Annotated in this window: 15 protein-coding genes; 12 read left to right on the forward strand and 3 right to left on the reverse strand. The window is 64.4% G+C overall.

Features of this window, described 5'->3' with window-relative positions; translation table 11 throughout:
* The coding region (locus tag AB4Y43_RS39110; RefSeq protein WP_368730187.1) for a gluconate 2-dehydrogenase subunit 3 family protein at nucleotides 1–364 on the reverse strand (364 nt) is incomplete at its 3' end.
* 310 nt (nucleotides 365–674) lie between these two features.
* On the opposite strand from AB4Y43_RS39110, the gene AB4Y43_RS39115 reads away from it, so the two are divergent.
* The 9 genes from AB4Y43_RS39115 to AB4Y43_RS39155 all read left to right on the forward strand — a co-directional run bounded on the left by AB4Y43_RS39115 (nucleotide 675) and on the right by AB4Y43_RS39155 (nucleotide 12,064).
* Nucleotides 675–1,622 carry a dihydrodipicolinate synthase family protein gene (locus AB4Y43_RS39115; RefSeq protein ID WP_368730188.1) on the forward strand — a complete coding sequence of 316 codons (948 nt, stop codon included), beginning with the start codon at nucleotides 675–677 and terminating at the stop codon, nucleotides 1,620–1,622.
* 29 nt (nucleotides 1,623–1,651) lie between these two features.
* A complete protein-coding gene (locus AB4Y43_RS39120) occupies nucleotides 1,652–3,232 on the forward strand; it encodes an aldehyde dehydrogenase (NADP(+)) (RefSeq protein ID WP_342946360.1) in 1,581 nt (526 codons plus the stop codon).
* Between the two features lie 279 nt (nucleotides 3,233–3,511).
* Nucleotides 3,512–4,612 (forward strand): ABC transporter substrate-binding protein, encoded by a 1,101-nt coding sequence (locus tag AB4Y43_RS39125; protein ID WP_256094948.1) that lies wholly within the window; start codon nucleotides 3,512–3,514, stop codon nucleotides 4,610–4,612.
* A 109-nt stretch (nucleotides 4,613–4,721) separates the two neighbouring features.
* The gene (locus AB4Y43_RS39130) at nucleotides 4,722–5,801 is read left to right on the forward strand and encodes an ABC transporter ATP-binding protein (protein ID WP_069267326.1); all 1,080 of its coding nucleotides are present in this window, start codon (nucleotides 4,722–4,724) and stop codon (nucleotides 5,799–5,801) included.
* Nucleotides 5,798–6,679, forward strand: a complete 882-nt coding sequence (locus AB4Y43_RS39135) for an ABC transporter permease (protein ID WP_368730189.1) — start codon at nucleotides 5,798–5,800, stop codon at nucleotides 6,677–6,679. The genes AB4Y43_RS39130 and AB4Y43_RS39135 overlap by 4 nt, the downstream gene beginning before the upstream one ends.
* Nucleotides 6,679–7,605 (forward strand): ABC transporter permease, encoded by a 927-nt coding sequence (locus tag AB4Y43_RS39140; protein ID WP_368684732.1) that lies wholly within the window; start codon nucleotides 6,679–6,681, stop codon nucleotides 7,603–7,605. The genes AB4Y43_RS39135 and AB4Y43_RS39140 overlap by 1 nt, the downstream gene beginning before the upstream one ends.
* A gap of 39 nt (nucleotides 7,606–7,644) precedes the next feature.
* Nucleotides 7,645–9,396 (forward strand): L-arabinonate dehydratase, encoded by a 1,752-nt coding sequence (gene araD, locus AB4Y43_RS39145; RefSeq protein ID WP_342946357.1) that lies wholly within the window; start codon nucleotides 7,645–7,647, stop codon nucleotides 9,394–9,396.
* A gap of 119 nt (nucleotides 9,397–9,515) precedes the next feature.
* Complete coding sequence (locus AB4Y43_RS39150; RefSeq protein WP_069267329.1) at nucleotides 9,516–10,715, forward strand: porin; 1,200 nt, start codon at nucleotides 9,516–9,518, stop codon at nucleotides 10,713–10,715.
* Nucleotides 10,716–10,864: 149 nt separating this feature from the next.
* Nucleotides 10,865–12,064 (forward strand): amidohydrolase family protein, encoded by a 1,200-nt coding sequence (locus tag AB4Y43_RS39155; RefSeq protein WP_069267330.1) that lies wholly within the window; start codon nucleotides 10,865–10,867, stop codon nucleotides 12,062–12,064.
* A 156-nt stretch (nucleotides 12,065–12,220) separates the two neighbouring features.
* Here the strand turns inward: AB4Y43_RS39155 and AB4Y43_RS39160 are convergent, their stop codons facing one another.
* Complete coding sequence (locus AB4Y43_RS39160; RefSeq protein WP_342946355.1) at nucleotides 12,221–12,853, reverse strand: TetR/AcrR family transcriptional regulator; 633 nt, start codon at nucleotides 12,851–12,853, stop codon at nucleotides 12,221–12,223.
* A gap of 245 nt (nucleotides 12,854–13,098) precedes the next feature.
* Here AB4Y43_RS39160 and AB4Y43_RS39165 point away from each other — a divergent pair, with 245 nt between their 5' ends.
* Nucleotides 13,099–13,992 (forward strand): NAD(P)/FAD-dependent oxidoreductase, encoded by an 894-nt coding sequence (locus AB4Y43_RS39165; protein ID WP_368730190.1) that lies wholly within the window; start codon nucleotides 13,099–13,101, stop codon nucleotides 13,990–13,992.
* A gap of 96 nt (nucleotides 13,993–14,088) precedes the next feature.
* Nucleotides 14,089–14,952, forward strand: coding sequence for a class I SAM-dependent methyltransferase (locus AB4Y43_RS39170; protein ID WP_368730191.1), 864 nt, complete (start codon nucleotides 14,089–14,091; stop codon nucleotides 14,950–14,952).
* 203 nt (nucleotides 14,953–15,155) lie between these two features.
* Here the strand turns inward: AB4Y43_RS39170 and AB4Y43_RS39175 are convergent, their stop codons facing one another.
* Nucleotides 15,156–16,580, reverse strand: a complete 1,425-nt coding sequence (locus tag AB4Y43_RS39175) for a phosphatidylserine/phosphatidylglycerophosphate/cardiolipin synthase family protein (protein ID WP_368730192.1) — start codon at nucleotides 16,578–16,580, stop codon at nucleotides 15,156–15,158.
* Nucleotides 16,581–17,047: 467 nt separating this feature from the next.
* Between AB4Y43_RS39175 and AB4Y43_RS39180 the strand changes: the two genes are divergently transcribed.
* On the forward strand, nucleotides 17,048–17,299 hold the full coding sequence (locus AB4Y43_RS39180; protein WP_368730193.1) for a pentapeptide MXKDX repeat protein: 252 nt from the start codon (nucleotides 17,048–17,050) through the stop codon (nucleotides 17,297–17,299).
* The last annotated feature ends 625 nt before the right edge of the window (nucleotides 17,300–17,924 follow it).

A 17,924-nucleotide genomic window follows, 5' to 3' on the forward strand; every position in this document is an offset into this window, starting at 1 on the left:
CTTGCTGGAACGGCCCCTGCATGTACCAGAGCGCGCCGTGCGCGTAAGGCGTGTCCATCTGCCGGTCGATGAATTCGGGCACGCCGGCTTGCAGCGCGCCGGGGCCTTCGGCGTCGGCGGGAATCAGGCGGTCGGTGGCGGCTTCGACAAAGGCCCACTCGCGCGCGTCGAAGAAGCGCGGCTTGTAGGCGACGGCCTGACCGGCTTCTGGCCTGACGTTGGGCGCAGAGGCGGCGCTGCCCGCCGCGGCGGTTTCGCTCGACGGCTGCTTGCCGCCCTCGCAGCCCGCCAGTGCGCTGGCGGGCACGAGCACCGCTGCCGTGCGCAGGAAGCCGCGGCGTGTCGTGAGAGGAGATTCAGACATGGTGGGATTCTGTATGAGTTCGGCGCGGTGTGGTTCGACCGTGTCCGCGTAGCCATCCTGAGTGGTTGCGCGTGACATCCGCCGCGGCTGCCACGGAACGGAGATGTTAAATGGAACCGGTTCCACGATTGGAGCGCAATTCTACAATATACCTTTACGGGGCCGGTACCGACCGCGCAAGGGCGAGCGGACCAAGGTTGTCATACCCTCCGAACAAACCCCAACAAATGCAACAAGTTGTTTGACAACTACGGTGGGCCGGTGCTACTGTGCCCGGTATTGACAACCCACCATCCCAGCACGAGGCCTCATGAACGTGTCCCCGATTGTCGAGAGCGAATTCGCCTCGACTGTGATGGCAGTGCCGCCGCTCGCACGCCGCCCCGACTTCTCCCTCGACGTCGAACAGAACCGCCAGCTGATCCGGCATATGGAAGCGGGCGGTATTCGCACGCTGCTGTACGGCGGCAATGCGAATCTGTACCACGTCGCCGTGAGCGAATTCCGCGAGTTGCTTGACATGCTCGCCGGCCTCACCGCGCCCGAAACGCGCGTGATTCCGGCCATCGGCCCTGACTACGGCAAGATGCTCGACCAGGCGCGCATCCTCGCGCAAACGCAATACAAGACGGCCATGGTGCTGCCGCTCTCCGGTTTCACCACGCCCGCAGGCGTCGAAGCCGGTCTCGCGCGCATCGCCGACACCGCCGGCATTCCGCTCACGCTCTATATCAAGAGCGAAGACTATGTCGACGTCGACACGCTCGTGCGCCTGATCGACCGCGGCACGCTCATTGCGGTGAAGTACGCCATCGTGCGCAAGGACCCGGCGAACGATCCGTATCTGCGCCGCCTGCTGGAACGCGTGCCGGCCTCGAAGGTCGTCTCGGGCATGGGCGAGCGTCCGGCGCTGGTTCACGTGCGCGACTTCGGTCTGGCTGCCTGGACCACGGGCTCGGGCTGTATCGCTTCGAGCGCCATCATGGCGCTCCTGAAGGCCGCGAAGGAGGGCCGTGCGGAAGAAGCCCAGCGCCTCTACGATGCCTTCATGCCGCTCGAAACGCTGCGCGACAACATCTCGCTCATCCGCGTGCTGCATGACGCCGTGACGCTCTCGGGCATTGCCGACATGGGTCCGATCCTGCCGCTGCTCTCGCAGTCGCCCGCTGAGGCGCTGCCGGCGATCGGCGACGCGGCCAGGGCGCTGCTCGCGTTCGAGCAGAATCTGGCCGCAACGGCCCAGACCGCCAGCGCATAAATGGCAGATAGCATTTGAACGGAGCGAACATGCAGATTACTGGAGCCATGTTGTTGGGCGCGCAAGCGGTGCGCGGCGAGGCGGGCGAGATGCGCGCCTTCGCGCCCGCGCTCGGCCAGGAGATCGAGCCTTCTTTCGGCCTCGGCGGCAAGGCCGAAGTCGCGCGCGCCTGCGAACTCGCGGCGCAGGCGTTCGACGCCTTCCGCGCCGCCCCGCACGAAACGCGTGCGCGCCTGCTCGAAGCGATCGCCGAGCGCATTCTCGGCATCGGCGACGCGCTGATCGAGCGCGCGCATCTCGAATCGGCGCTGCCCAAGGCGCGCCTCGAAGGCGAGCGCGGCCGCACGGTCGGGCAGCTGCGCCTTTTCGCGTCGCTCGTGCGCGACGGCCGCTGGTGCGGCGCCGTGCTCGACTCGGCGCTGCCCGAGCGCAAGCCGCTGCCGCGCTCGGACCTGCGCGCGCATCGCATCCCGCTCGGCCCGGTGGCCGTGTTCGGCGCGAGCAACTTCCCGCTGGCGTTTTCGGTGGCGGGCGGCGACACGGCTTCGGCGCTGGCTGCCGGCTGCCCGGTCGTCGTGAAGGCGCACCTCGCGCATCCGGGCACCTCGGAACTCGTGGGCCGCGCGATCCAGCAGGCCGTGGCTGACGTCGGCCTGCCCGAAGGCGTGTTCTCGCTCGTCTTCGGCGGCGGCAACGAAGCGGGCGAAACACTCGTGGCGCACCCGGCTATCAAGGCCGTGGGCTTCACGGGCTCGCGCCGCGGCGGTCTCGCGCTTTCGCACATCGCGGCCGCGCGTCCCGAGCCGATTCCGGTCTACGCCGAAATGAGCAGCATCAACCCGATGTTCGTGCTGCCCGCAGCGCTGGCCGCCCGCGGCGATGCGCTCGCGCAAGGCTTTGTCGATTCGCTCACGCTGGGCGTGGGCCAGTTCTGCACGAACCCGGGCCTCGTGTTCGCGATCGACTCGGCGGAACTCGACCGCTTCGTGAAGGCGGCAAGCGCCGCGCTCACGCAGAAGCCCTCGCAAAGCATGCTGACTCCCGGCATCGCCTCGACGTATGGTGAAGCGATTGCGGCGCGCAAGCAGCTGCCGGGCATCGAGAATCTCGCCGAAGGCACGAAGACAGAAGCGCATTGCGACGCGCTGCCGGTCCTCTTCAAGGCGAGCGCCGAGCAGTTCCTCGCCCAGCACGCGTTGTCGGACGAGATCTTCGGGCCGACCTCGGTCGTCGTGGCGTGCCGCGACGAAGCGGAACTCGCGCGCGTGGCGGAGCACCTCGAAGGCCAGCTCACGGCGACGCTGCACATCGACCGCGACGACTACGCGATGGCCGCGCGCCTCTTGCCGATTCTCGAGCGCAAGGCCGGCCGCATTCTCGCGAACGGCTTCCCGACGGGCGTCGAAGTCTCGTATGCGATGGTTCACGGCGGCCCGTTCCCCGCCACTTCTGACGCGCGCTCGACTTCGGTAGGCGCGATGGCGATCGAGCGCTTCCTGCGTCCGGTCTGCTACCAGGACCTGCCGGCCGAACTTTTGCCGGTCACACTGCAGAACGACAATCCGCTCGCGCTGTGGCGTTTGCGCGACGGCGAGCTGGTGAAGCAGTAATCCCGCGAAAGCGGTCAGAAAAGCGCCTGCAGAAGCCTTGCAGGCGCTTTCTCCAAAAGGAGCCCGACAAGAGGCTCACAGTAGTCTCACAAAGAGCCTGACGTTGCTTGACAACTTGATGCGTGGTTCGGCATCCTGTGTCCGGCTTTGAAAATACAAGAATCGACGGGTCGCGTAGAACAAATTCCATAAACAGAGATGTGAGGAGATGCGATGTTCGATGGACGTTTGAAGGCCAGCGTGCTGGCCGTGTGTGTGGCGGCCGCCGCGGCGCTCGGCATGAGCGCGGCAAAGGCCGATCCCGTTTCGCTGAACATAGTCGACGTGGCCGGTAACCTGCAGCTCACGCAGAAGGCTTTCGAAGCGTTCAAGGCGAAAAACCCGAATCTCGTCTCCAACATCACGTACACCAACGCGCCCGCTCCGCAGTTGCCTGGCAAGATCAAGGCCATGCAGGCCGCCGGTCGCGCCGACATCGATCTCGTGCTGACGGGGACCGACGCGCTCGCCGCCGGCATCGAACAGAATCTCTGGATGAAGCTGCTGCCCGACCAGCAGGCCGCGCTGCCGGGCGTGCTCGACAAGTACGCGCCGGGCCCGCGCAAGATGCAGGACCTGGCGCAAGGCTATGGCCTCGAAGTGGCGTACATGCCGGCCGGTCCGCTGATCGAATACAACCCGGCCAAGGTCGCCAGGCCGCCGCAAACGCCGCAGGAACTGCTGACGTGGTGCAAGGCGAACCCCGGCAAGCTGATCTATGCGCGTCCGGCCAACTCGGGTCCGGGCCGCACGTTCCTGATGGGCCTGCCTTACCTGCTCGGCGACAAGAACCCGCAAGACCCGATCAACGGCTGGGACAAGACCTGGGCGTTCCTGAAGGAGCTGAACTCGTGCGTGCCGTACTACCCGGGCGGCACCTCGGCGGTGATGAAGGAATTGGGCGAAGGCACGCGCGACATGACCGTGACCGTGACGGGCTGGGACATCAACCCGCGCGCGCTCGGCATCGTGCCGGCGGACTTCAAGGTGCAAGCGTTCAACAACATGACGTGGGTGAACGACGCCCACTATATGGTCGTGCCGAAGGGCGTTTCGAAAGAGAAGCTCGCGGTGCTGCTCAAGCTCATGAACTTCATGCTCGAGCCGCAGCAACAGGCCATGACGTATGACGACGGCTACTTCTATCCGGGCCCGGCAGTGAAGGACGTCACGCTGCAGATGGCGCCGAAGGAAAGCCAGGACGTGATCGCGAAATACGGCCGCCCCGAGTACGCGAAGTGGCTCACGGCCTATCCGCATGTCCAGCCGCTTTCGGCGCAGGCGATGGTCGCGGCGTTCCAGAAATGGGACCGCGAAGTCGGTTCGCAGAAGTCGCAGTAACGAGAGGAAGAATCGGCAATGGACGGACGGTATTCGAGTCGCTCATTCGGGTTGAGTGCCGTCCGCGTTCCATTCGTACGTAGTTGATCTTGTTGATCAGGAACGTGTCATGAAGCATTCTTTCGATCGCCTGCGCCTCGATTCGGTGTGTCGTAGCTTCACTAGCGCAGAGGGGACGCAGCTCGCCGCGCTGCGCGGTCTCGACCTCGATATTCGCCGCGGCGAATTCATCGCGCTGCTAGGGCCGTCGGGCTGCGGCAAATCCACGGCGCTCAATTGCATCGCCGGTCTGCAGCCGCTCACGAGCGGCAGCATCTGGCTTGATGACCAGCGCATCGACGTGTTGCCGCCCGAGAAACGCGGCTTCGGCATGGTGTTCCAGAATTACGCGTTGTTCCCGCACATGACGGTGCTGGAAAACGTCGGCTTCGGCCTGAAAATGCAGGGCGTGCCGCGCGAAGAGGCGAAGCGCCGCGCGCGCGAGGCGCTGCAGCTCGTGCAGCTCGTCGGCCATGAAAACAAGCTGCCGGGCCAGCTTTCGGGCGGCCAGCAGCAGCGCGTGGCGATTGCCCGCGCCATCGTCATCGAGCCGCCGCTCGTGCTGATGGACGAGCCGCTCTCTAACCTCGACACCAAGCTGCGCATCGAAATGCGCGCGGAAATCCGCCGCATTCACGGGCAGCTCGAACGCGCCACGATTTACGTGACCCACGATCAGGACGAAGCGCTTTCGATGGCGGACCGCATCGTCGTGATGAAAGAGGGCGTCGTGCAGCAGGTCGCGACGCCGAAGGAAGTGTATAGCCGCCCCTCGAATCTGCACGTTGCGCGCTTCATGGGCTTTCGCAATGTGCTGCCGTTCGCCATGACGGGCGAGCAGGGCGCGCATGTTGCGATGTCGTCTTCGGGCATCACGCTCACAGGCGTGCCGATGGGCGAGCTGAACGGCGGCGAAATTTCCGTGGCCATGCGCCCCGAGGATTTCGAGCGCGCCAACGCGGGCGATGCGAACGCCTTCGACGTCGAAGTGGAAATGGTCGAATACGGCGGCCGCGATTCGCTGCTGCTCGCCAACGCGCCGTTCGGCAAGCTGTGGGCGCGCGTGGAAGGCGAATTCGAAGCGGGCGAGCGCGCCACGCTGCGCGTCGCGCCTTCGCACGTGCTGGCCTACGCGGAGCGTGCGTCATGAGCACGCTCCTTCCGTCGCTGGTCAAGGCGCCGCGCGATTCTCGCGGCTGGCTCGTCACGCCCGCGCTCGGCTTCATCATCGCGATGTTCCTCTATCCGTTCGCCTACGGTCTCGTCCTGTCGTTCAGGCCGATGAACGGCGGGGGCATGTTCGCGAATTACCTGCAGTTCGTTCACGACCTTTCACTCTGGCCCACGGTGTTCGTCACGCTCAAGCTGGCGGTGCCCGCGACGATCATCAATGTCGGGCTCTCCCTGCCGGTGGCCTTCGCGCTGCGCCGCAAGTCGCCGTACCAGAAGCTCGTGACCACGCTGCTCGTCATTCCCGTCACGCTCGGCACTGTGCTGATCGCCGACGGCATGCTCAGCTACTTCGGCCCGAACGGCTGGTTCCCGCAGGCGCTGCACGCACTGCATCTGTATACGAACGAAGAGATCCGGCTCACGCACAACTATTGGGGCGTGCTGATTTCGCTGATCGTTTCGGGTTTCCCGTTCGCGTTTCTGCTCACGCTCTCGTACGTCACCGGCATCGACCCGACGCTCGCGCGGGCGGCGGCCACGCTTGGCGCAGGCCCGTGGCAGCAGTTCCGGCAAATCTATTTGCCGCTGCTCGCGCCCGGTCTCACGATGGCCGCGTGCCTGTCGTTCGTGCAGGCGTATTCGGTGTTTCCTTCGGCGGTGCTGCTCGGTGCGCCCGCGGGTCCCACGCGCGTGATCTCCATTGCGGCAGCGGAGGCGGCGTTCGAGAGCTATGACTACTCGCTCGCCTCGACCATCGCCATCGTGATGGGCTTCGTGCAGTTGATCGTCGTGGCCGCGATGTTGAGCGCCAAGCGCTTCTTCTACTCGGGCCCGATGAGCGGGGGGAAAGGCTGATGAGCGCCCATCAACGTAACGCGGCCGGCCTCGGCACGGGTGCGCAGGCGGGCGAGGAGCGCAGCGCTCCCGCCGCTAACGTCGAGCAGGCCAGGCCCGCTTCGCGCCTGCCCGACGTGCTCTGGAAAGTGTTCGTCTGGGGCGGCGTGGTGTTCTTCCTGCTCAATGTTGTGCTGCTGATCGCCACGGTGGGCGTGAACTCGATCGCCACACGCTGGTTCGGCACGCCGCTGCCGCAGGGCTTCACGCTGCACTGGTATGCGCAGGCGTGGCGCGACTTCCAGCTTTCGAGCGTGCTGTGGGTGACGTTCGAAGTGGTCGGCTCGGTCGTGCTGCTGTCCATCGCGCTGGGCGTGCCCGCGGCCTACGCTCTGGCGCGCGCGCAGTTCCCAGGCAAGCGCATTGCCATGCTCGTGTTTCTGCTGCCGCTCATGGTGCCGCCCGTCACGTACGGTATTCCGATGGCCACTGCGATGTACCAGATCGGCCTCGCGGGCACGCTGCCCGGCGTGATCCTCGCGAACCTGGTGCCCGCGCTGCCGTTCGTGATCCTCGTGATGACGCCGTTCATCGAGCAGATCGATCCGAACCTCGAGTCGGCCGCGCGCATTTTCGGCGCGAACACGTTCCGCTATTTCCGTTATGTATTGCTGCCGCTCCTCGTGCCGGGGATGCTGGCGGCCGGGCTGCTCGTGCTGGTGCGCACGATCGGCATGTTTGAACTCACTTTCTTTACCGCCGGGCCCGACACGCAGACGCTGGTGGTTGCGCTGTACTACGCCGTCTTCTCGACGGGCGTGCGTGCGCCGCAATCCATCGACGCGATGGCCATGATCTACATGGCCATCACGCTCGCGTGGGTGCTGGTGGCACTGCAGTTCGTCAGCCCGACACAGCTCGTGTCGCGCGTGAAGGAGCAGCGCTAGGGCTGGCGGCTTTACTGGAAACACCTGGAGCAACGCAAGATGAGCAAGAAGCGAAAGACCCCCGAAGAACTGCGCAGCCACCGCTGGTATGGCGTGAACGACCTGCGGTCGTTCGGCCATCGCTCGCGCACCGCGCAGATGGGCTACAGCCGCGAGGAGTACGCGGGCAAACCGGTGATCGCCATCCTCAATACGTGGAGCGAGATCAACCCTTGCCATACGCACTTCAAGCAGCGCGTGGAAGAGGTCAAGCGCGGCATCTGGCAGGCGGGTGGTTTCCCGATCGAACTGCCGGTGCAGACGCTTTCCGAGCCGTTCCAGAAGCCCACCACGATGCTCTATCGCAACTTCCTCGCCATGGAGGCGGAAGAGACGATCCGTTCGTACCCGGCCGACGGCGTCGTGCTGATGGGCGGCTGCGACAAGACCACGCCCGCGCTGCTGATGGGCGCGATCTCGATGGATCTGCCCACGATCTTCCTGCCCGCGGGCCCGATGCTCAATGGCAACTGGAACGGCGTGACGCTCGGTTCGGGTTCGGACACCTGGAAGTACTGGGCCGACCTGCGCGCGGGCAAGATCACCGAAGAGGACTGGAAGGGCGTGGAAGGCGGCATTGCACGCTCGCCGGGCCACTGCATGACGATGGGCACGGCATCGACGATGACGAGCGCCGCGGAAGCCTTGGGCTTCACGCTGCCGGGCTTCGCCTCGATTCCCGCGCCGGACTCGCGCCACGCGCAGATGTCGGCAAAGACGGGCATGCGCATCGTCGAGATGGTGTGGGAAGACCTGAAGCCGTCGGACATCATCACGCGCAAGTCGGTCGACAACGCCGTGACCACGTGTCTCGCGCTTTCGGGCTCGACCAACGCGATCGTCCACATGATCGCGCTTGCGCGCCGCGCCGGTGTCGATCTCACGCTCGCGCAGTACGATGAAATCGCGCGCCGCACGCCGGTGCTCGCGAACATCCGCCCGACCGGCAAGTACCTCATGGAGGACTTCTACTACGCCGGCGGCCTGCGCGCGATGCTCAAGGAACTCGGCGAGCTGATCGACGGCACGCAGATGACCGTGAACGGCAAGACGCTCGGCGAAAACATCGCCGACGCGCAAATCTACAGCGAAGAGGTAATCTATCGCCGCGCGAAGCCGCTCATGCCGGATACGGGCCTCGCCGTGCTGCGCGGCAATCTCGCACCGGACGGCGCCGTCATCAAGCCCGGTGCGGCGGAAAAGCGCCTGCACGTGCACACGGGCAAGGCCGTAGTGTTCAAGGATTACAACGACATGGCTGCGCGCATCGACAGTGAAGAGCTCGACTGCGACGAGAACAGCGTGATCGTGCTCCAGCACGCGGGTCCTGTCGGCGCGCCGGGCATGCCGGAGTGGGGCCAGCTGCCGATTCCGCAAAAGATTCTGCAGAAGGGCGTGCGCGACATGTTGCGTATTTCCGACGCGCGCATGAGCGGCACGAGCTACGGCGCATGCGTTTTGCACGTGGCGCCGGAATCGTTCATCGGCGGTCCGCTCGCCCTCGTGCAGGACGGCGACCTGATCGAGCTGAACGTGCCGGAGCGCCGCCTGAACGTGCTGATTTCGGACGAGGAAATGGCGCGCCGCAAGGCCGCGTGGGTCGCACCGGAACCGCGCTTCAGGCGCGGATATGGCGCGATGTACCAGATGCACGTCATGCAGGCCAACAACGGCTGCGAGTTCGACTTCATGCAGCGTGACGGCGTGGGCGGCTCGTGCGCCAGCGCCGGCGGCGAACCCGAGATCCACTAAGGAGACGAATTCGGCCGGGAGCGCTTCAGGGGTGATGCGCTCCTTGCCGGACAGGAGGCAATATAGCAACCAGGGTTTTAACGAGTATCAAACCACAACGACTAAAGATAGGACGACTGATGAAAAAGACTATCCTCGCTTCCGCGCTTGGACTCGCCGCGCTGGGCGCTCACGCGCAAAGCAGCGTCACGCTGTACGGTATCGTCGATAACGGTATTGGTTATCAAAGCAGTTCCACCTCGCTGGGCAAGACTTCTGGCGGACGTTCGCTCGTCAAGATGGCGCAGGGCATCTGGGCCGGTTCGCGCTTCGGCTTGAAGGGCGGCGAAGATCTGGGCGGCGGCACGCGCGCGATCTTCACCCTTGAAGAAGGCTTCAATTCGGCAACGGGCGCACAGCAAACCACGAACCTGATGTTCAGCCGCCAGGCGTTCGTGGGTGTCACGAACGCGAACTACGGCACGCTGACGGCCGGCCGCCAGTACGCCCCGTACTACACGCTGCTTTCGCCGTACAGCCCGACCACGTGGCTGACCGGCGCATACGGCGCGCACCCGGGCGACATCGACTCGATGGACACCATCTATCGCATCAACAACGCGCTGGTCTATACCTCGCCGAACATCGCGGGCCTGACCGTGAGCGGCATGTATGCACTGGGCGGCGTGGCGGGCAGCACCGGCGCAGGCCAGACGTGGAGCCTTGCCGCGCAATACCTGCACGGTCCGGCTGGCATCGCCGTAGGCTTCGAGCGCCTGCACAACGCGACGCCTAACGGCGGCGCATGGAGCGCGAACTCGACGGCTTACAGCAATGGCGAGCCGGGCGTGTCGGCTCTCACGAACGGCTTCCAGACGACACAGTCGCAGCAGCGCCTGGCTGTGACAGCTGGCTACCAGTTCACCTCGCAGTGGGACATTTCGGTGGCTTACTCGAACGTCCAGTACATTCCGGGCACGGGTTCGTCCTTCCACGACACGCAGATCTGGAACACGGGCGGCGTCGTGCTGCACTACAAGCCGATCACCGTGCTCGACCTCGCGGCTGGGTTCTCCTACACGCGCGCGACCAAGGCCAACGGCATCCAGAGCTCGGCTTCGTACGCACAGTACAACCTGTCGCAGTACTACACGCTGTCGAAGCGCACGGGTCTGTACTTCGTCGAGGCGTACCAGCGCGCAGGCGGTCAGACGCTTGGCACGAACGGCGCGGGCAACATCATCAACGCGACTGCCGACATCGGCGATGGCCAGAACAGCGCGCCGTCCTCGTCGCGCAGCCAGGTGGCGGGCGCGATCGGTATCATTCACCGCTTCTAGGTCTTCACGCTCCGAAAGCAGTATGTTCGGCGGTGCCGGGTCGATAACCGGCGCCGCCGTTTTTTTTGCGGGCAGAGGTAGTAGAACATCTAATCTTCGAATATCCGGCCGAATCGATAAGATCCTGCGATGTTTCACGGAGAATCGGCATGACATTCACGACTTCCGCGCTTCATCTCTCCAACGTCAGGCTGGCCGACGGCCAGCGCGTTGGCGTCGCGCTCGCCGATGGCCGCATCGAGGCAATCGGACCCCACGTCGCGGCACAGCCGGGCGTACCAGTCGTCGACGGCGGCGCAGGGCTGCTGCTGCCCGGATTCGTCGAAGGCCACACGCACCTCGACAAGAGCAACTGGGGCCGCCCGTGGTATCGCAACGAGGTAGGGCCGCTGCTCACCGACCGCATCGCCAACGAGCGCGAATGGCGCAGGACCTCGGGCCACGATGCCGCCGCCCAGTCGCTCGCGCTGGCGCGTGCATTCGTGCAGGCCGGTACGACGCGCCTGCGGACCCACGTCGACATCGACACCGACGCGCGGTTGCGCTACCTCGAAGGCGTGCTCGCCACGCGGCAGACGCTGCGCGATGTCCTCGACCTGCAGATCGTCGCGTTTCCGCAGTCGGGCATGCTGATTCGGCCCGGTACGGTCGAACTGCTCGACAGCGCACTGGCGGCCGGCGCCGACGTGCTCGGCGCGCTCGACCCGGCGCTGATCGACGGCGATCCCGTGGCCTCGCTCGATGCCACGTTCGCACTGGCGGAGCGCCATCGCAAGCCGATCGATATTCATCTGCACGAACCCGGCGAGGTCGGGGCGTTCACGCTGAAACTGCTGCTCGATCGCGTGCAGGCGCTCGGCATGCAAGGTCAGGTGGTCGTGAGTCACGCGTTTTGTCTGGGCGCGTTGCCGGAGCGTGTGCGCGACGCATTGATCGACCGGATTGCGCAACTGCGCGTGGCGCTGCTGACGAGCGCGCCGCCTTCGTGCCCGGTTCCGCCGCTCAAGGTCTGCCGCGACAGGGGCGTGACGGTGTTTGGCGGCAACGACGGCATTCGCGACACGTGGTCGCCGTATGGCGTGCCCGACATGCTCGAGCGTGCCATGTTGATCGGCTTGCGCTACGACTTGCGGCGCGACGACGATATCGCTATCGCATTCGACTGCGTGAGCGTGGCCGCCGCGCGTGGCTGCGGTTTCGCCGACTACGGTCTGCAGGTTGGGGCGCGTGCGGACCTCGTGGTCGTCGAGGCGGAGAGCGTCGCGCAGGCCGTCGTCGCGCGGCCCAAGCGCAAGCTGGTTGTCGCGAATGGATGTGTCGTCGTGCGTGATGGGGAGTGGATCGTGTGAGTGATCGGTGGGACATGCAGCACGGCGGCGCGTTCGGTCCGCCAAAAAGCGCTTCGCAGATTGCCAGGTCAGGGCTCGGTTCGACCCTTCTCTGTCGTTCCACTTAGAACAGCGTATGCAACTGCTGCGTGTTCTTCATCGGCCGCGGTGGCATCGTTAGATGCCACCGTGCGCGGCGATGAACATGGCGACGGCCGACCGGCAATAGGATTCGATTTCGTTGTCGTCCTCTGCTCTCGCCTCGTCGAAGCGGGCGATAAGCAGGAGATCGGATCCTTTGAACAGCGCGGCAAACAAGCGGGCCGACTGGAGAGCGTCGGGTACGTTCAGAATCGCTTTCGCGTGCAACTGACTCAACACGGCCTCGATTTGGGCGATGACATGCGCGGGCCCGGCATCGTAATGGAGCTTGCTTAACGACGGTTGATTCGTCTTGTCGGCCAACACCATGGCTTCGACACTGCGGACGTCCGGGCTCAACAGCGTGCGAAGCAGGGATGATCCCACCGCCATGAGCTGATCTTCGGCCGAACCGTCGACGCCTTCAGAAAGGGCCTGCGGTGCAAACTGATCGCAGCGGGCCACCATGGCCGCGCTGAACAGCGCCTCCTTGTTCTCGAAGTGCCGATAGATGCTGAGCTTGGATATCTTCGCGCGCTGGGCGACCTTATCCATGGTCGTCGCTTGAAAACCCAATTCCACAAAGAGTTCGCAGGCGGCGTCGACGATCGTTTGGCGAAGCGCCTCGTTGGCGGGCCGGCCGCGCCGGCCCTGGCTGTTTTCGGTCACGTCAATTCCAGTACTTGACAGTATTCAAATTCGCGTATTACGATACCATTAAGTATCGCAATGTGCAAGCCAAGGGTGGTTTCACCGGTTGTCCAAATCAGGGTTCCCCGGGGCGCCCGGCGACATCGAATGGGGCATTGTGCGGCCGGTCACCTACTCGCTGACCCTCTCAAGCGCGTATCGCCCGCCGATATTGCACACCACGCCCAGCCGACCCCTCCATCCACAACACGGAGCCCAACACCATGAATGACGTCATCATCATCGGCGGCAGCTTTGCCGGCCTCGCCGCCGCCCTGCAGCTCGGCCGTGCCCGCCGCAAGGTCACCGTTCTCGATACCGGCAGGCCGCGCAATCGCTTTGCCGGCCACTCGCATGGCCTGCTCGGCCACGATCACAAGCCGCCGCTGGACATCCTGGTCGAGGCGCGGCAGCAGCTGGTGCGCTATCCAACGATCAGGCTGGTCGATGCGCGGGCCGAGAGCGTGTCTGGCGCCATCGACGATTTCTGCGTCGTCACTGACGATCACGAAAGCCTGAGGGCGCGACGCCTGATCCTGAGCTATGGCGTCGCCGACCAGATGCCTGATGTTCCGGGCTTTGCCGAAAGCTGGGGCACGTCCATCGTGCCCTGCCCCTATTGCGACGGCTTTGAAGTCGCCGGCCAGCATTGGGGCCTCGTCTGGTCCAGCCCGCAATCGCACCAGTCTGCCAGGCTGTTCCGCGATTGGACTGACAAGTTGACTGTCTTCGCCGATGGTCATGACATTGCGGCCGATATCCAGGCCGATCTGGCGCGCCGCAACATACCTCTCGTCGATGGCCGGATCGTCGATATCGCCCATCACATGGGCGATATCGCCACCGTCAATCTCGATACCGGCCGCAATGTCGCGGTCGATATCCTGTTCGCCCAACCGCGCAACAGGCCGTCCGCAAGCCTGCATGAATCGCTGGGCCTCGCCACGGTCGATACGCCCACCGGCATCGTCCTAAAGGTCGACGAGCGCCGCCAAACCAGCATGCCCGGCATCTACGCCGCCGGCGACCTCGCCACGCCCTTCTTGCCCTCGGTCACCCAGGCATCATCGCAGGGCGCTATGGCGGGTATCTTCGCCCAGCAGTCGATGGTTGTTTGAGAGCACAGATTCCTTTCTCCCGTTGCGTCGTCGCCTTCGAAAAGGGCGGCGTAGATCGGCGCGGTGAAGGACGGATCGTCGAGTCAAGGAGATGACATGGCAGAGCAAAGTGCCGATCGGGCCGGTGACTGGAAAGGTCAAAGCGGGGAGCGCTGGGTCGCGAACCAGGCCCGGCTCGACGCTATGGTGGCGGTCTTTGGCCAGGCCGCGATAGAAGCCGCCGCGCCCGCGACGGGTGAGCGCGTGCTGGACATCGGCTGCGGCGCGGGCGCGTCGAGTCTGGCTCTCGCAGCCCGCGTCGGCGCAGGGGGCCAAGTGCTGGGCGTGGACATATCCGAACCGCTGATCGGCCGGGCGCGCGCGCTTGCGCAACGGGATACGCCGGCCCTGTTTCTGGTGGCCGACGCCAGCAGCGCAGAGCTGCCCGAGGGCGCGTTCGACATCCTGTTCTCGCGTTTCGGTGTGATGTTCTTCGACAATCCGATAGCGGCGTTCGCCCACATGCGACGCGCGCTCCGGCCCGGCGGCCGGGTCGCTTTCGTCTGCTGGCGCGGCGCGGCCGAGAACGATTGGGTGCGCCTGCCGATGGGCGCGCTCAAGGGCATCGTCCCGCCGAGCGCACTGCCCGATCCCGAAGCGCCCGGCCCGTTTTCGTTCGGCGACCGGGGGCGCGTGGCACGCATCCTGACGGCGGCCGGCTTCACCGATATTGCTATCGCCCCCTTCGACGCTTCCGTCCCGTTCGGCGAGGGCGGGACGCGGGACGCTGCGATCGACGACGCGGTGAAGATGACACTCGAGGTCGGCCCGTTGTCGCGTGCGCTCGCTGATCAGCCCGACGACATCCGCGCCCGCGCCTCGGCCGCAGTTCGTGCCGCCTTCGCGGGCCTTCCCGGCGAGCGGTCGGTGATGATCAACGGCGCGGCGTGGATCGTCATGGCACGCAATCCGGTAAGCTGACAGGTGACGTCGACCGATGTGTCAGAACCGGTCATTCCTCGTGTCTCGGGGAGGGCCTACCTTGAGCGCCGAACGGCCGGAACGCGACGCTGATTGGCCGTCGAGGGCAAAGAGCATTGGCTCTTGATGGCCGACTGCTGCGCGACACGGTGCGGACGGCGACCCGAACTGGCCACGTAGTTTAGCGACAAGGCACGCCGCGCTCAGAGGAAGTTCCTGATTAGCATCGTCACCCACCGCCAGGCACCGCCGCAGCCGACGGCCCGGCAGCGCGCATCGGGATCCGCCAGAAGGCGGCCATTGGCGTCGCTCACCGAACTTGAGTTGCTCAGGAAGTACGCCACGCTGTCTTGCAAGGGATCGAGCCCGTCCTCAGGGATAACTATCCACAGGCCGTTTTCGGTATTCAAGCGGGCCGACAGCGAATCGAAATTGAAACTGCCAAGATAATATCGATGGCCGTCGATGAGGACCAGCTTGGCGTGCATCATGCGGTTCTCTCGGTCGGAATATTCGCGCACCTCGATCCCTGCATTCACCAGGCCGGGCAGATCGTCGGCATAGGCGCGCCCGACCGCGGGGAATTCCTGCGTAATGCTCGCCAGCGAGGCGCTCACCAGGATCACGTGGACACCTTCGCGCTGCCTGCGCTCAAGCGCCTCGCGCAGTTCCGGCACCAGGATCAGGTAGGGGTTGATGATCAGGATTTCGTGCTGCGCCGTATCGAATGCTTCTAGCATGTCTTGCAACGTGCCTGGCGAGCGCTTGTCGGGCCAGTCGTGGACATAGTGCAGTCGCTCGCAGGCGATCGGCATCCAGGCGGGATCAAAATACGCCCCGCGAGCGGGCGGAGCGGCGGGATCATTGGGCGTATCGGAGGCAGTGGGTGTATCGGTAGCGGCCAGGTCTGTCGCCAGGGCAGCAGCATCGAGCGGAGCCTGCAGCCATTCGCGCCAATAATGGATGCGAGCCGGGTCCAGCGTCGGATAACCCTGCGAGTCTCGATAAGGACTTTCGACGTTGAGGAATTTTTCCGGCTCGGGGCGAACCACTTCCGGGCTATTCCAGAACAACGCGAAATGCTGGTACATGGCGTGCAGGGAGGAAGCCTCCTGGCCGGCGTCGCCCGACACCATCAAATCGCGCTCGCTGAGCCAGTTGCGGAAGCTCTCATCCCAGATCGAGGTACTGCCGATCACGGCCGTGTCGCCAACCAGGAACAGTTTGTCGTGCATGCGATGCGAAATCTCGACGAGATCGGATCGTGGATGGAAGATTCGGAGTTCAATGCCGGGCGCCACCTCGTGCAGGGCGACGATGAGTTCGTCCTCGAACGGGTAGTGCGGCTCGGGGCCGATGCCGTCGATCAGCAGCTTGACCGGCACGCCTCGGTGCGCAGCCTCGACCAGATGACGCAAAAGCAGGCCGCCGGTCTGATCGATTTCGAAGATGTAGGCGAGGATGCGGATCTGTTCGGTAGGCGCGGCACGGTCGACCAGCGCAATCCGCGACTGCATCAACTGACCGTCATCAAGACTGGCGACCAGGTCGACACATTGCGCGTGACCTTGCTCGGAAGAGGCAAACACGCACGCCAGAATGAGCGCCAGGCTTCTTGTTGTGGTCATGATGTGGCAAACGGGTTCGATGTGTTTCCGGCCCTATGTCCTTGAAGGTCTGCAAGGCTTTGTCGCGTAAGCGCGGTCAAGTCGCTCGCTGTTACTTCGGGAAGGTGAACAGAGATCGACCCACTGCCGTCGTTCGATCATCTGCTGCGTGGAAGACCCTTCTCGAGGGTACAGCGGCCATTGCCATAACGCTGCGATCGTTGAACCATCCAGACGCCTTTCACACCTTACCTGTAGTCATTCCCCAGAGATTCGGCTAACGCATATCGGGTCTTTACCCATGCCCTTTGGAGTGGTTGCCGACTTCCTGTCATATCCATCCGCGCAAGAATGACATGACCGTCGCCGACGGGGGGCCGTGAAGTTGTCATGCCCGTCACTGATTCGCGGCAAGACCAGGCTCCCGCCATCGGGCTACTGTCCTATCGATATTCCGACTCACTGTCGGTTCGCTGAGGGATCACATCATGAACAAGCTCACTGCCACCATTCTCGCCAGCTGCTTCTCGTTCGCGACCGCGGGCGCCTTCGCCGATGATAGTGTACCGACCGACGCGACTGCCAACGACGCGCCGAGTCAGGACATAACCGCAAAGAGCGCAACAGAATCAGACGCGATGAGCGCCGACAGCGCGGCCAAAGACGCGATGAAAGAAGATGCGATGAACCGTGACGGCATGGCCGGAGATGAAACAAAGAATGCCGAGGTGAAGGAGTAGTGTCGATGCCAGGTGATCCGCTGATGCCAGACCAGAAGACGCTTCCCGGAGGCGCTCCACGGATCACCCTCACCAGGCACCCGCGCAGTAGTCAGGCCCTTCGAAGCCTTGACGGTTTCGGAACGTCCGTTGCCTGGTGGAGAGCCGACGTACGAATGTCAGCGTGAGAACGGTGGCCAGCGTCGGCAACTGGCGGGCATAACAACAAGGTGAAATGTCCAGGATCTTCGCTAAGCCGCAGCCCCTCCTTATGCAAAGTTTGCATATGTCCATGCCGACACAGCATTAGACGAGCACGTCGGGCCACTTCATCATCGCGTCTCCGCAGCAATTGCGGTTGCCTCTACATCCCAGTGGTCACAAGGCATTACAACAAGGACATGCGTTATCAGGGCCGGCCGGCCGTGTACAGGCTCGGTACGGTACATGGATGCCGTACTCCCGGTATGGCTCGCTCGCGCTGTCCATCACGTAGGAGACAATGTGAAGCAATCGATACAACGGAACATCGGCCCGTTCGCGCTGATGTTCACCGGCCTCGGGTCGATCATCGGTTCGGGCTGGCTGTTCGGCGCGTGGAAGGCGGCGAAAATTGCAGGTCCGGCGGCGGTTTGCGCCTGGATCA

The sequence above is a fragment of the Paraburkholderia sp. BR10872 genome, assembly GCF_040965835.1.
GTDB classification, from domain to species: domain Bacteria; phylum Pseudomonadota; class Gammaproteobacteria; order Burkholderiales; family Burkholderiaceae; genus Paraburkholderia; species Paraburkholderia nodosa_A.

Bases quoted from the DNA above. Each gene is read 5' to 3' on its own strand.
- AB4Y43_RS39115 (WP_368730188.1), top strand. From the start codon at position 675: ATGAACGTGTCCCCGATTGTCGAGAGCGAATTCGCCTCGACTGTGATG.
- AB4Y43_RS39120 (WP_342946360.1), top strand. From the start codon at position 1,652: ATGCAGATTACTGGAGCCATGTTGTTGGGCGCGCAAGCGGTGCGCGGC.
- AB4Y43_RS39125 (WP_256094948.1), top strand. From the start codon at position 3,512: ATGAGCGCGGCAAAGGCCGATCCCGTTTCGCTGAACATAGTCGACGTG.
- AB4Y43_RS39130 (WP_069267326.1), top strand. From the start codon at position 4,722: ATGAAGCATTCTTTCGATCGCCTGCGCCTCGATTCGGTGTGTCGTAGC.
- AB4Y43_RS39135 (WP_368730189.1), top strand. From the start codon at position 5,798: ATGAGCACGCTCCTTCCGTCGCTGGTCAAGGCGCCGCGCGATTCTCGC.
- AB4Y43_RS39140 (WP_368684732.1), top strand. From the start codon at position 6,679: ATGAGCGCCCATCAACGTAACGCGGCCGGCCTCGGCACGGGTGCGCAG.
- araD (WP_342946357.1), top strand. From the start codon at position 7,645: ATGAGCAAGAAGCGAAAGACCCCCGAAGAACTGCGCAGCCACCGCTGG.
- AB4Y43_RS39150 (WP_069267329.1), top strand. From the start codon at position 9,516: ATGAAAAAGACTATCCTCGCTTCCGCGCTTGGACTCGCCGCGCTGGGC.
- AB4Y43_RS39155 (WP_069267330.1), top strand. From the start codon at position 10,865: ATGACATTCACGACTTCCGCGCTTCATCTCTCCAACGTCAGGCTGGCC.
- AB4Y43_RS39165 (WP_368730190.1), top strand. From the start codon at position 13,099: ATGAATGACGTCATCATCATCGGCGGCAGCTTTGCCGGCCTCGCCGCC.
- AB4Y43_RS39170 (WP_368730191.1), top strand. From the start codon at position 14,089: ATGGCAGAGCAAAGTGCCGATCGGGCCGGTGACTGGAAAGGTCAAAGC.
- AB4Y43_RS39175 (WP_368730192.1), bottom strand. From the start codon at position 16,580: ATGACCACAACAAGAAGCCTGGCGCTCATTCTGGCGTGCGTGTTTGCC.
- AB4Y43_RS39180 (WP_368730193.1), top strand. From the start codon at position 17,048: ATGAACAAGCTCACTGCCACCATTCTCGCCAGCTGCTTCTCGTTCGCG.